Below are 13,478 nucleotides of genomic sequence, written 5' to 3' on the forward strand. Positions count from 1 at the left end.
TGAACAAACTGCGTCCCTGCACCGCAGCAAGGCAAGAAAGCAACAAAAAGGCCGGCAGAACGCCGGCCTTCTCGCTGACTACCGTAGTCTTGCGGATGCCTATTCCGCGGGCGGCAGCGCCAGCGGCTCCGCTTCCGGAGCCGTCGGCACGATCGCCGCCTGCTGCTTCTCGCGCTCGTCGAGGATCAGCTTGTCGCGCTTGACCGCGACTTCGCGAATCCGCGCCATCGAGGCGCCGGTGCCGGCCGGGATCAGGCGGCCGACAATGACGTTCTCCTTGAGGCCTTCGAGCGGGTCCACCTTGCCGTTGACGGCAGCTTCGGTGAGCACGCGCGTGGTCTCCTGGAACGACGCCGCCGAGAAGAAGGAGCGGGTCTGCAAGCTCGCCTTGGTGATGCCGAGCAGAACCGGCGTCCCCGTGGCGGGCTTCTTGCCCTCTTCCTTGGCCTTGGTGTTGAGCGCGTCGAACTCGATCTTGTCGACCTGCTCGCCCGAGATCATGTCGGTGTCGCCCTGATCGGTGACTTCGACCTTCTGCAGCATCTGACGGACAATCACCTCGATGTGCTTGTCGTTGATGAGCACGCCCTGCAACCGGTAGACCTCCTGGATTTCGTTGACCAGATAGGCAGCGAGTTCCTCGATGCCCTTGATCGCCAGGATGTCGTGCGGCGCCGGATTGCCTTCGACGATGAAATCGCCCTTTTCGACGATGTCGCCGTCCTGAAGGTGGATGTGCTTGCCCTTCGGGATCAGGTACTCGCGCGGCTCCTCGGTCTTGTCCATCGGCTCGATCGAGATGCGGCGCTTGTTCTTGTAGTCGCGGCCGAAGCGGATCGTTCCCGCGGTCTCCGCGATGATCGCCGCATCCTTCGGCTTGCGAGCCTCGAACAGTTCCGCCACCCGCGGCAGACCGCCGGTGATGTCACGCGTCTTGGCGCTCTCGGTCGAGATACGCGCCAGGATGTCGCCGGGCATCACCTTCGCGCCGATGTCGACCGACAGAATGGCGTCGACCGACAGCATGTAGCGGGCATCGCCGCCACGCGCGAGTTTCATCACCTTGCCGTCCTTGCCCTTGACCACGATGGCCGGACGCAGGTCCGAACCGCCGCGCGTCGTGCGCCAGTCGATGACCACGCGCTTGGCGATACCGGTCGACTCGTCGAGCGTTTCCGAGATCGACTGGCCTTCGACCAGATCCTCGAAACCGATCGTGCCCTCGACCTCGGTGAGCACCGGGCGGGTATAGGGATCCCACTCCGCGATGCGCTGGCCGCGCTTGACCATGTCGCCTTCGTCGACGTGCATCTTCGAACCGTACTGAATACGGTGGGTTGCACGCTCGGTGCCGTCGGCATCGACGATCGCAACGACCATGTTGCGCACCATCGCGACCAGGTTGCCTTCGCTGTTGCGGGCAATCGCCTTGTTCCTGATCACGATCTTGCCGTCGAAGTTCGATTCGACGAACGACTGCTCGTTGAGCTGGGCGGCGCCGCCGATGTGGAACGTGCGCATCGTCAGCTGCGTGCCGGGTTCACCGATCGACTGTGCCGCGATGACGCCGACGGCCTCACCGTGGTTGACCGGGGTGCCGCGGGCCAGATCGCGGCCGTAGCACTTGGCGCAGATGCCGTTGACCAGCTCGCAGGTCAGCGCCGAGCGGATCTTCACTTCCTGGATGCCGGCCTGCTGGATCGCGTCGACATGGGTCTCCTCCATCAACGTGTCGCGCTTGACGACAACCTCGTTGGTGGCGGGATCGCGCACGTCATCACAGGCCGTACGGCCCAGGATGCGCGAGCCGAGCGAGGCAACGACCGTGCCGGCATCGACGATGGCGCGCATCTTGATGCCGAGCTTGGTGCCGCAATCGGTCTGCGTGATGATGCAGTCCTGCGCGACGTCGACCAGACGGCGGGTCAGGTAGCCGGAGTTCGCGGTCTTCAACGCGGTGTCCGCGAGGCCCTTGCGGGCGCCGTGGGTCGAGTTGAAGTACTCGAGCACCGACAGACCTTCCTTGAAGTTGGAAATGATCGGCGTCTCGATGATCTCGCCCGACGGCTTGGCCATCAGGCCGCGCATGCCAGCGAGCTGGCGCATCTGGGCCGGCGAACCACGCGCACCGGAGTGCGCCATCATGTAGATCGAGTTGATGTCGGCATCGGCGCCCGCCGCCGTCTTCTTGGTGGACGAGATCTCCTTCATCATCGCCTTGGCGACTTCTTCACCGGCCTTCGACCAGGCGTCGACGACCTTGTTGTACTTCTCGCCATGGGTGATCAGGCCGTCATTGTACTGCTGCTCGAAATCCTTCGCCAGCGTACGGGTCTGGTCCACGATCTTCCACTTCGACGCCGGCACGACCATGTCGTCCTTGCCGAACGAGATGCCCGCCTTGAAGGCGTTGTAGAAGCCGAGCGCCATGATGCGGTCGCAGAAGATCACCGTCTCCTTCTGACCGCAGTGACGGTAGACCTGGTCGATCACGCCGGAGATCTCGCGCTTGGTCATCAGCTTGTTGATGATGTCGTACGAGATCTTGGTGCTCTTCGGCAGCAGGTTGCCGAGCATGACGCGGCCGGCAGTGGTTTCAATCCACCGCTTGGACATCTTGCCTTCCTCGTCGAGGCCTTCCCACCGGTACTTGATCTTGGTGTGGAGGTGGATGACCTTCGAATGCAGGGCGTGCTCGAGCTCGGCCATGTCGCCGAAGATCTTGCCCTCGCCGGGCAGGCCTTCGCGCATGATCGAGACGTAGTAGAGGCCGAGCACGATGTCCTGCGACGGCACGATGATCGGCTGGCCGTTCGCCGGATGCAGGATGTTGTTGGTCGACATCATCAGGACGCGCGCTTCCAGCTGCGCTTCGAGCGACAGCGGAACGTGCACGGCCATCTGGTCGCCGTCGAAGTCGGCGTTGAAGGCGGCGCAGACCAGCGGATGCAGCTGGATCGCCTTGCCTTCGATCAGCACCGGTTCGAAGGCCTGGATGCCCAACCTGTGCAGCGTCGGCGCGCGGTTGAGCAGCACCGGATGCTCGCGGATCACCTCATCGAGGATATCCCAGACCTCCGGACGCTCCTTCTCGACCAGCTTCTTGGCCTGCTTCACCGTGGTGGACAGGCCCTTGGCGTCGAGCCGCGAATAGATGAACGGCTTGAACAGCTCGAGCGCCATCTTCTTCGGCAAGCCGCACTGATGCAGGCGCAGCTCGGGACCGACCACGATCACCGAACGGCCCGAATAGTCGACGCGCTTGCCGAGCAGGTTCTGACGGAACCGGCCCTGCTTGCCCTTCAGCATGTCGGCGAGCGACTTCAGCGGGCGCTTGTTGGCGCCGGTGATGACGCGGCCGCGGCGGCCGTTGTCGAACAGTGCGTCGACGGCCTCCTGCAGCATGCGCTTTTCGTTGCGGATGATGATGTCAGGCGCACGCAGCTCCATCAGCCGCTTCAAGCGGTTGTTGCGGTTGATGACGCGGCGATACAGGTCGTTGAGGTCCGAGGTCGCAAACCGGCCGCCGTCGAGCGGCACCAGCGGACGCAGGTCCGGCGGAATCACCGGCACGACCGTCATGATCATCCATTCCGGCTTGTTGCCGGAGACGCGGAAGGCCTCGACGATCTTCAGACGTTTGGCGAGCTTCTTGTGCTTGATGTCGGAGTCGGTCTCCGCCATGTCGGCACGCAGCGTCGCCTCGAGCTTCTCGAGCTCGAGCCCCTTGAGCAGCTCGCGGATCGCCTCCGCGCCGATCATGGCAGTGAAGCTGTCCTGGCCGTACTCGTCCTGCGCCTTCAGATACTCGTCTTCCGACAGCAGCTGACGGTCCTTCAGCGCGGTGAGACCCGGCTCGAGAACGACGTAGTATTCAAAATAGAGGATCCGCTCGAGATCCTTCAGCGTCATGTCGAGCAACAGGCCGATGCGCGACGGCAGCGACTTCAGGAACCAGATGTGGGCGACCGGCGCCGCCAGCTCGATATGGCCCATGCGCTCGCGCCGAACGCGCGACAGCGTCACTTCGACCGAGCACTTTTCGCAGATGATGCCCTTGTACTTCATCCGCTTGTACTTGCCGCACAAGCACTCGTAGTCCTTGATCGGCCCGAAGATGCGCGCGCAGAACAGGCCGTCACGCTCCGGCTTGAAGGTGCGGTAGTTGATGGTCTCCGGCTTCTTGATCTCGCCGTAGGACCAGGACAGAATCTTCTCCGGAGACGCGATCGAAATCCGAATCTGGTCGAAGACCTGAGCCGGCGTCGTCGGATTGAAAAGATTCATAATCTCTTGATTCATGGTCTTCTCCTCGCGTGCCGATCGTCACCGGCAGCAAATTCGAAACTTTTATTCAGCGCGCACCCCACCCAACGTCCGAGCGGAGCGCGAAGGCCCGGCGCTTCCGCGCCGGGCGTAAATCAACGCGTTACTCGGCCGCTTCCGACGTCGACGCCGGTCCCACCTTGGAATTGTGCAGGTCGACGTTGAGACCGAGCGAGCGCATTTCCTTGACCAGCACGTTGAACGATTCCGGAATGCCGGCCTCGAAGGTGTCGTCGCCGCGCACGATCGCCTCGTACACCTTGGTACGGCCGGCGACGTCGTCCGACTTCACGGTCAGCATTTCCTGCAGCGTGTAGGCGGCGCCGTAGGCTTCCAGCGCCCAGACCTCCATTTCGCCGAAGCGCTGGCCGCCGAACTGCGCCTTGCCCCCCAGCGGCTGCTGGGTGACGAGCGAGTACGGACCGATCGAACGCGCGTGGATCTTGTCGTCCACGAGATGGTGCAGCTTGAGCATGTAGATGTAGCCCATCGTCACCTTGCGATCGAACTGGTCGCCGGTGCGGCCGTCATAAACGGTCGACTGGCCGGAGGCGTCGAAGCCCGCGAGCTTCAGCATCTCCTCGATGTCGGCTTCCTTGGCGCCGTCGAACACCGGCGTTGCGATCGGCACGCCGTGGCTCAGATTGCGGCCGAGTTCGACCAGCTCGTTGTCGTTCAGCGACTTGATGGTTTCATCCTCGCCATAGATCTTCTTCAGGGTCTCGCGCAGCGGCTTGAGATCCTGCTTCTGATAGTAGGCGTCGATGGTCTGGCCGATGCGCTTGCCGAGGCCGGCGCAGGCCCAACCGAGATGGGTCTCAAGGATCTGACCGACGTTCATGCGCGAAGGCACGCCGAGCGGATTGAGCACGATGTCGGCATGCGTACCGTCCTCGAGGAACGGCATGTCCTCGATCGGCACGATCTTCGACACCACGCCCTTGTTGCCGTGACGGCCAGCCATCTTGTCGCCGGGCTGGATCTTGCGCTTCACCGCGACGAAGACCTTGACCATCTTCATCACGCCGGGCGGCAACTCGTCGCCACGCTGCAGCTTCTCGACCTTGTCGAGGAAGCGCTGCTCGAGGCCCTTCTTCGACTCGTCGTACTGCTTCCGCATGGCCTCGATCTCGGCCATCAGCTTGTCGTTCGGCGAGGCGAACAGCCACCACTGCGACTTCGGATACTCGTCGAGCACCGCGCGGGTGATCTTGGTATCCTTCTTGAAGCCCTTCGGGCCGGCGATGCCCTGGCGGTTCTCCAGCAGCTCGGCGAGGCGGTTGTAGACGTTGCGGTCGAGAATCGCCTGTTCGTCGTCGCGATCCTTGGCCAGACGCTCGATCTCTTCCCGCTCGATCGCCAGCGCACGCTCGTCCTTGTCGACGCCGTGACGGTTGAACACGCGGACTTCCACGATGGTGCCCTGCACGCCCGGAGGCACGCGCAGCGAGGTGTCGCGGACGTCGGAGGCCTTCTCGCCGAAGATGGCGCGGAGCAGCTTCTCTTCCGGCGTCATCGGGCTCTCGCCCTTCGGCGTGATCTTGCCGACCAGGATGTCGCCGGCGCGGACTTCCGCACCGATGTAGACGATACCGGCTTCGTCGAGGTTCTTCAGCGCTTCTTCCGAAACGTTCGGAATGTCGCGGGTGATTTCCTCAGGACCAAGCTTGGTGTCGCGGGCCATCACCTCGAATTCTTCGATATGAATCGAGGTGAAGACGTCGTCCTTCACGATCCGCTCGGAGAGCAGGATCGAGTCTTCGAAGTTGTAGCCGTTCCACGGCATGAACGCGACCAGCACGTTGCGGCCGAGCGCGAGTTCGCCGAGATCGGTCGACGGACCGTCCGCGATGATGTCGCCCTTCTTGACGATGTCGCCGACCTTCACCAGCGGACGCTGGTTGATGCAGGTCGACTGGTTGGAGCGCTGGTACTTCATCAGCCGGTAGATATCGACGCCCGACTTGGTCGGATCGAGATCCTCGGTGGCGCGGATCACGACGCGGGTGGCGTCGATCTGGTCGATCACGCCCGAACGGCGCGCGGCAATCGCCGCGCCCGAGTCACGGGCGACCACGCCTTCCATGCCGGTTCCGACGAACGGCGCCTCGGCGCGAACCAGCGGCACCGCCTGGCGCTGCATGTTCGAGCCCATCAGCGCGCGGTTGGCGTCGTCGTTCTCGAGGAACGGGATCAGCGCCGCGGCGACCGAAACCAGCTGCTTCGGCGACACGTCCATGTAGTCGACCTTGTCCGGCGTCACCGGCAGCACTTCGCCGGCATGACGGCAGACCACCAGGTCGTCGGTGAAGCGGCCCTTGGCGTCGAGCGGCACGTTGGCCTGCGCGACGCGGTAGCGGCCCTCCTCCATCGCCGACAGATAGACCACCTCGTCGGTGACCCGGCCGTCCTTGATCTTGCGATAGGGCGTCTCGACGAAGCCGTACTTGTTGACGCGCGCGAACGTCGCCAGCGAGTTGATCAGACCGATGTTCGGACCTTCCGGCGTTTCGATCGGGCAGATACGGCCGTAATGCGTCGGATGCACGTCGCGGACTTCGAAGCCGGCACGCTCGCGGGTCAGACCGCCCGGGCCAAGCGCCGACAGGCGCCGCTTGTGGGTGATCTCCGACAGCGGGTTGGTCTGGTCCATGAACTGCGAGAGCTGCGAGGAACCGAAGAACTCGCGCACCGCGGCGGCCGCGGGCTTGGCGTTGATCAGGTCCTGCGGCATCACGGTGTCGATATCGACGCTCGACATGCGCTCCTTGATGGCGCGCTCCATGCGGAGCAGGCCGATCCGGTACTGGTTCTCCATGAGCTCGCCGACCGAACGCACCCGGCGGTTGCCGAGGTGGTCGATGTCGTCGATCTCGCCCTTGCCGTCGCGCAGGTCGACCAGCGTCTTGATGACCGCCAGGATGTCTTCCTTGCGCAGCGTGCGATGGGTGTCGGGCGCATCGAGCTCGAGGCGCATGTTCATCTTGACGCGGCCGACCGCGGAGAGGTCGTAGCGCTCGGCATCGAAGAACAGCGACTGGAACATCGCCTGCGCCGAATCCAGAGTCGGCGGCTCGCCCGGACGCATCACGCGGTAGATGTCGAACAGCGCGTCCTCGCGCGTCAAGTTCTTGTCGGCCGACAGCGTGTTGCGGATGTAGGCGCCGACATTGACGTGGTCGATGTCGAGCAGCGGCAGATCCTTGTAGCCCTGCTCGTTCAGCACCTTGAGCGACTTCTCGGTGATCTCCTCGCCGGCTTCGGCGTAGATTTCACCGGTCTTCGGGTTGACGAGATCCTCGGCGAGATAGTTGCCGACGAGCTCCTCGTCCGACATCCGCAGCGCCTTGAGGCCCTTTTCCTGCATCTGGCGCGCGCTGCGCACGGTCAGCTTCTTGCCGGCCTCGAGCACCACCTTGCCAGTGTCGGCGTCGATCAGGTCGTTGATGGTCGAGTAGCCGCGGAAGCGGTTGGCATCGAACGGCACGCGCCATCCGTCCTTGGTCCGCTTGTAGGTGATCTTCTTGTAGAAGGTCGACAGGATCTGCTCGCCGTCGAGACCGAGCGCGTACATCAGCGAGGTCACGGGCAGCTTGCGGCGGCGGTCGATGCGCGCGAACACGATGTCCTTGGCGTCGAACTCGATGTCGAGCCAGGAACCGCGATACGGAATCACGCGCGCGGCAAACAAGAGCTTGCCGGACGAATGGGTCTTGCCCTTGTCGTGGTCGAAGAACACGCCGGGCGAACGGTGCATCTGCGAGACGATGACGCGCTCGGTGCCGTTGACGACGAAGGTGCCGTTCATCGTCATGAGCGGGATATCGCCCATGTAGACGTCCTGCTCCTTGATGTCCTTCACCGACTTGGCGCCGGTTTCCTCGTCGATATCGAACACGATGAGGCGCAGCGTCACCTTGAGCGGCGCAGCGAAGGTCATGCCGCGCTGGCGGCACTCGTCGACGTCATACTTCGGCTGTTCGAACTCGTAGCGGACGAATTCGAGCATCGAGGTGCCCGAGAAATCCGAGATCGGAAATACCGAGCGGAATACCGCCTGCAGGCCCTCGTCGAGGCGACCGCCGGCCGGCTCGTCAACCATCAGGAACTGGTCGTAGGATGCCTTCTGAACCTCGATGAGGTTCGGCATCTCGGCGACTTCCTTGATGTGACCGAAAAACTTGCGTACGCGTTTGCGACCGGTGAATGTCTGCTGCGCCATCGTGGCCTCTCATTTTCGTCGCCTTTGTGGGGCGAACCTTCCGGGACGCGATTGCCATCGCCCCCGGGTTGAATTTCGAATCGTCCCGAAGGAACGAAGCGCAAAGTCAGGAATTAAATCCCCGGCCCCGCCCCATCACCTCCAGAACGCAAAACGACGCGCGAGGCGCATCACTGCACCCGCTCGTCCAAACGCTCCGCTTTACGGACTGAAAAAGCCCGAAATCTGACTGTCTCCCAACGGCTTCCGCCGGGTGCCCTGCCGCCCCCGCCGCCTACCGTGTTTTTCTGCTGCCAACCCGATATGGGATGGCAATAAAGGAGATTCGAGGGTTAAGTCCACGGATCCCCACACTTTTTTGTGTCCGGCCCGCCACGCGACAACCTGTCGCACGCCGTTTGCAGGCCCGGGAGCGCCCTGCGGCGCTCCCGGATCGCGCATTACTTGAGCTCGACCTTGGCGCCAGCCTTCTCGAGCTGGGCCTTGATCTTCTCGGCTTCGTCCTTGTTGACGCCTTCCTTGACGGGCTTCGGAGCGCCTTCGACGAGGTCCTTGGCTTCCTTCAGGCCCAGGCCGGTGATGGCGCGGACTTCCTTGATGACTTCGATCTTCTTGTCGCCGGCGGCAGCCAGCACGACGGTGAAGTCGGTCTTCTCTTCAGCCGGAGCAGCGGCAGCGCCGCCACCAGCCGGGCCGGCAACCGCGACGGCGGCAGCAGCGGAGACGCCCCACTTTTCTTCGAGGAGCTTGGCGAGTTCGGCGGCTTCGAGCACGGTGAGGCTCGAGAGGTCGTCGACGATTTTCTGCAAGTCAGCCATTGATCTGTTTCCTTAAACGTTTGGTTCGAACCAGGTTTTGAGATTAGCGAAGGGTCAGGCCGCTTCGCTCTTTGAGGCATGAGCCTGAATGACGCGTGCGAGCTTGGCCGCAGGCGCGTTCGACAGCTGAGCGAGCTTGGTCGCCGGCGCCACGATGAGGCCCACGATCTTGCCGCGCAGTTCGTCGAGCGACGGCAGTGAGGCAAGCGCCTTCACGCTGTCGACATTCAGGACGGTTTTGCCCATCGAGCCGCCAAGGATGACGAACTTTTCGTTCGCCTTGGCGAATTCGACGGCAACCTTTGGCGCCGCGACCGGATCGTTCGAAGTAGCGATCACAGTCGGCCCCTTCAGCAGGGAACCGATGGCAGCGACGTCAGTGCCTTCAAGAGCAATTTTGGCGAGACGGTTCTTCGAGACCTTCACCGACGCACCCGCCTGCTTCATCTGCATGCGCAGCTTCTGCATCTGGGCCACGGTGAGGCCGGAATAGTGAGCGACGATCGCAACGCTCGTGGCCTTGAAGGCCTCGTTGAGCTGTCCGACCGCCTCTTTTTTTGCCGCTCGTTCCACAGCAAGCTCTTTCCGGTTGGCGGCCTTTCCGCGAAGGCAGGACCGCCGGGTTGCACCCATCGTCCCGCCCTAAACCTGATCCGTTGGGCGCAAGACCCTTCGGACATGCCGGGCAAGACGACATCTAGAAGCCTGCCCTCCCAGAGCCTTGCGGCCATGGGCTGTCGAGGTTCGAACCAAACCAGCCTCCCAGCCGCGAACAGGCCGCGACGTGGAGCACAAAATCCGGTCTTCACCCGTCTATGCAGGCCATGCGATTAAGCCGTTGAAAACACGAAGTTCTCGCGGGCGCCTGCAGTCTCGGACAGGATCGGGCTATCGGCCGGGGGCCGAATGCCCTGCTCTCATTCCGTTGGAGGCGACGGGTTTCCTTCCTTTCGAGCATCCTTGCGGGCATGCGGAAAGGAATGATCTCCTATCACCTCAGGTTTTCGGAATGCGAGCACGGACATGCCAGCAAGTGCCAGCACGCCCGGAAGCCGCTATGTAACCGGTCCCGCGCTACTTGCCAAGAGCAAATTTCAGACCAGTTTCACATTGCGGCCGGGGAACCGGTTCCGAGGCCGGAACCGCCAGCCGCTCAGGCGCCCCTTACCTCAAACGGCAGCGGCGTACCCGTGAAGAACGCCTCGAGATTGGCGAGCACGCAGTCCTGCATCGCCACGTGCGATTCCAGGGTGTGGCCGCCGATATGCGGCGACAGCACGACGTTCGGCAGCGCCGTCAGTTCGTCCGGCGCGTGCGGCTCCTTGGCGAACACGTCGAGGCCGGCGCCGGCGATTGCGCCATCGGTCAGCGCTGCGACCAGCGCCTTCTGGTCGATGACGGAGCCGCGCGAGATATTGACCACGATCCCGCTGCTGCCGAGGCGGCGCAGGATGTCGGCATTGACGGCGTGGACCGTATCCGCGCCGGCGCGCACCGCGATCATCAGCACACTGCACCAGTCGGCGAGCGCCTCGAGGCTCGGAAAGTGCTGATACGACACGTCCTGCCGTGACCGGCTGAAATAGCCGACCTCGGTTTCGAACGCGGCGACCCGCGCCGCGATCTTGCGGCCGATCTCGCCGAGACCATACACGCCGACCTTGCGGCCGCGCATGCCTGGCTGCGGCCGCATCATCGGCGACGGCTTGGCCGCGATCCAGTCGCCGCTGCGGACATAGTTGTCGGCGACCGGCAGGCGGCGCGTAGCCGCCAGCATCAGCGTCACCGCGATGTCGGCAACCGATGCGGCATTGGCGCCGGGGCTGTGGCCGACCGCAATTCCGCGCTTCGCGGCGGCGGCAAGATCGATCCCCTCATAGCCGGTGCCGTAGCAGATGATCGCGCCAAGCTTCGGCAGCATGTCCATCGCCTCGCCGCCGAGTGTCGTCCCACCCGATGTGATCATGGCCCGGATCTCGCCAAGCTCCGCCGCCGAAAACATCTCGGTCGGCCGCTTGCCAGCGGCATTCAGCAGCTCGTAGCGCTCGCCGAAGCGCACCAGTTCGTTTCTCGGAAAGCGCGAATAGACGAGGACCTTATCGGGCATTGTTGTTGTTTCCTGCGAGAGGCTTCACCTGGAGCCTTTTCCGTTCCGATTGAATCGGAACAAGGCTTTGGATTCTTGTCCTGCGATTCTTGTCCTGGCGCGTTTTCTTCACGCGAGCCGGTAGCCACTTCGCGCGAAAACGCTCCGGCAAAATAAAAGGGCGGAACCGGTTGCCCGATCCCGCCCCTGTTTATCTCGTCACGGTGAGAGACCTCAGCCGAGGATCGTGCCCGGCTCGACCTTCACGCCCGGGCCCATGGTGGAGGAAACCGCCACGCGCTGGATGTAGGTGCCCTTGGAACCCGCCGGCTTCGCCTTGGAGACCGCATCCGCGAGCGCCTTGACGTTCTCGACCAGCTTGTCCTCGGAGAACGAGGCCTTGCCGATGCCGGCCTGCACGATGCCGGCCTTCTCGACGCGGAACTCGACCGAGCCGCCCTTGGCGCCCTTGACGGCGTTGGTGACGTCCATGGTCACGGTGCCGATCTTGGGGTTCGGCATCATGCCGCGCGGACCGAGCACCTTACCGAGGCGGCCGACCAGCGGCATCATGTCGGGAGTGGCGATACAACGATCGAAGTCGATCGCACCGCCCTGCACCTTCTCGACCAGGTCTTCGGCACCGACGACGTCGGCACCGGCGGCCTTGGCTTCCTCAGCCTTGGCACCGCGCGCGAACACGCCGACGCGCAGCGTACGGCCGGTTCCGTTCGGCAGGTTGACGACGCCGCGGACCATCTGGTCGGCGTGGCGCGGGTCGACGCCGAGATTAATCGCGATCTCGATCGTCTCGTCGAACTTCGACTTGGCGCGCTCCTTGACCATCTTGATGGCGTCCGCGAGCGGGTAGAGCTTCTCGCGATCGACACCCTCGCGGGCCTTCTTCAAACGCTTTCCGATTGCCATGGCCCGTTACCCCGCAACTTCCAGACCCATCGAACGGGCAGAGCCCTCGACCATCTTCATGGCCGATTCGATGGTGTCGCAATTCAAGTCCTTCATCTTCTTCTCGGCGATCTCGCGCACCTGCGCCTTGGTCACCTGGCCGGCCTTGTCACGGCCCGGCGCCTTCGAGCCGGACTGGATCTTGGCAGCCTGCTTGAGGAAGAACGACATCGGGGGCGTCTTCATCTCGAAGGTGAACGAACGATCGGCGTAGATCGTGATCACTACCGGGATTGGGGTATTCTTCTCTTCCTTCTGGGTCTGCGCGTTGAACGCCTTGCAGAACTCCATGATGTTGAGACCGCGCTGACCAAGCGCGGGGCCGATCGGGGGCGAAGGATTCGCCGCACCGGCCGGGACCTGAAGCTTCAGGTATCCGGTCACTTTCTTTGCCATTTATCACTCCTGTTGTGCCGGACGGTGCCGGCGGTTTCAGGTTCCGTGGTTCGGTTGAAGGGGCTGGCGACCGCCTCCTCCCTCCCACGGCCTCTCACTTGACGCGGGGCATATACCCCGCGCCGTCCGGTCAGACCACCTTTTCGACCTGACCGAATTCCAGTTCCACGGGGGTCGCACGGCCGAAGATCGACACCGCGACCTTCACGCGCGAGCGCGCCTCGTCGATTTCTTCCACCACGCCGGAGAACGAGGCGAACGGGCCGTCGGCCACGCGCACGTTCTCGCCGATTTCGAACGACACCGACGCCTTCGGACGCTCCACGCCCTCCTGCACCTGGTGCAGGATCCGCATCGCCTCCGATTCCGAGATCGGCATCGGCTTGTTTTCAGCGCCCAGGAAGCCGGTCACCTTCGGGGTGTTCTTGATCAGATGGAACGCCTCGTCGGTCAGCTTCATCTTCACCAGCACATAGCCCGGGAAGAACTTGCGCTCGGCGTCGATCTTGCGGCCGCGGCGCACCTCGGTGACCTTCTCGGTCGGCACCAGCACCTGCTCGAACAGCTCTTCCAGCCCGCGCTGCTTGGCCTGCTCGCGGATCGATTCCGCGACCTTCTTCTCGAAGTTCGAATAGGCGTGAACGATGTACCAGCGCTTGTCCAT

8 protein-coding genes are annotated in these 13,478 nt (G+C 63.3%); all 8 read right to left on the reverse strand.

All coding sequences use genetic code 11. The features are described from left to right. Window positions 1-99: 99 nt before the first annotated feature. Window positions 100-4,302 (reverse strand): DNA-directed RNA polymerase subunit beta', encoded by a 4,203-nt coding sequence (gene rpoC, locus ACVIGB_RS11820; RefSeq protein ID WP_092115000.1) that lies wholly within the window; start codon window positions 4,300-4,302, stop codon window positions 100-102. Between the two features lie 127 nt (window positions 4,303-4,429). Then, on the reverse strand, window positions 4,430-8,548 hold the full coding sequence (rpoB, locus tag ACVIGB_RS11825) for a DNA-directed RNA polymerase subunit beta (protein WP_092115001.1): 4,119 nt from the start codon (window positions 8,546-8,548) through the stop codon (window positions 4,430-4,432). Between the two features lie 440 nt (window positions 8,549-8,988). Then, on the reverse strand, window positions 8,989-9,366 hold the full coding sequence (gene rplL / locus ACVIGB_RS11830; protein WP_092115002.1) for a 50S ribosomal protein L7/L12: 378 nt from the start codon (window positions 9,364-9,366) through the stop codon (window positions 8,989-8,991). Window positions 9,367-9,420: 54 nt separating this feature from the next. After that, the gene (gene rplJ / locus ACVIGB_RS11835) at window positions 9,421-9,939 is read right to left on the reverse strand and encodes a 50S ribosomal protein L10 (protein ID WP_092115003.1); all 519 of its coding nucleotides are present in this window, start codon (window positions 9,937-9,939) and stop codon (window positions 9,421-9,423) included. A 580-nt stretch (window positions 9,940-10,519) separates the two neighbouring features. Next, a complete protein-coding gene (locus ACVIGB_RS11840) occupies window positions 10,520-11,473 on the reverse strand; it encodes a 2-hydroxyacid dehydrogenase (RefSeq protein ID WP_456722562.1) in 954 nt (317 codons plus the stop codon). Window positions 11,474-11,686: 213 nt separating this feature from the next. Next, window positions 11,687-12,379, reverse strand: coding sequence for a 50S ribosomal protein L1 (gene rplA, locus ACVIGB_RS11845; protein ID WP_029081784.1), 693 nt, complete (start codon window positions 12,377-12,379; stop codon window positions 11,687-11,689). A 6-nt stretch (window positions 12,380-12,385) separates the two neighbouring features. Further along, window positions 12,386-12,814 carry a 50S ribosomal protein L11 gene (rplK, locus tag ACVIGB_RS11850; RefSeq protein WP_066499365.1) on the reverse strand — a complete coding sequence of 143 codons (429 nt, stop codon included), beginning with the start codon at window positions 12,812-12,814 and terminating at the stop codon, window positions 12,386-12,388. A 130-nt stretch (window positions 12,815-12,944) separates the two neighbouring features. Next, on the reverse strand, window positions 12,945-13,478 hold the full coding sequence (nusG, locus tag ACVIGB_RS11855) for a transcription termination/antitermination protein NusG (RefSeq protein ID WP_044538613.1): 534 nt from the start codon (window positions 13,476-13,478) through the stop codon (window positions 12,945-12,947).

This window comes from Bradyrhizobium sp. USDA 4341 (assembly GCF_054063755.1).